The sequence below is a fragment of the Mesorhizobium sp. M4B.F.Ca.ET.089.01.1.1 genome (assembly GCF_004022605.1).
Taxonomy (GTDB): domain Bacteria; phylum Pseudomonadota; class Alphaproteobacteria; order Rhizobiales; family Rhizobiaceae; genus Mesorhizobium; species Mesorhizobium abyssinicae.
Map to the genome: position 1 here is coordinate 1 of NZ_RZOS01001134.1, position 673 is coordinate 673.

Genomic DNA, 673 nt, shown 5'->3' on the forward strand with positions numbered 1-673 from the left:
GTTGTTGCTGGGATCGTTGAGTGTTTCTCCCGCGTTCAAGCCGTTGCTGCCCGTTATGATCTGGAACGTCTCGCTGTACTGATATGCGGGCCCGACCGGGTCGCCGACTTGGGTGGCCTGCGCGGTCACGGTGGATATGCTGTTCGTCGTGAGGCTTCCCGAGCTGAGCGTGTTCCCGCTGATCGAAAACAGGTTCGTATTCGATTGCGAGGTGATGCTGTAGACAAAGCTGCCAGGATCTGAGTCGGTCGCGCTCAGGGTTCCCGTGAACTGGAAGGAATTGAAATTCAGATTATCCGTTGTTGTGCTCGGCGTCAGCTGGATATCGGTCGGCGCAAAGCGCGGCGGGCCGTCGTCGGCGCCGGTGATGGAGACCGAGACCAGCTTTGCGGTGCCATCCTCCGAATAGACGGTAAAACTGTCGCTCAAGGGCTGCCCGTTGCTGAGCGCGTTGACCGTCGGGTTCGAATTGTCGAGCGTGTAGGTCCAGACACCGGCTGATGTCACGGTGAAGGTGCCGTAGCCGGACGCACTGGCCGTCGCGGAATTGACGGCCTGGAACGCGTCCGTGGTGTTGTCGACATCGGTCGACAGAAGGTCGCCGGTCGCTGTCGGTGTGCCGCCGCCATTGGAACTGCCCGCTTCGACGACGGTTCCGGTCGCCGTGCCGGTG

General features: G+C 61.2%; 1 protein-coding gene. It reads right to left on the reverse strand.

The genetic code is table 11. From position 1 onward, the window contains the following. On the reverse strand, nucleotides 1-673 hold a 673-nt coding region (locus EN780_RS36445), incomplete at both ends, for a VCBS domain-containing protein (RefSeq protein WP_210215109.1).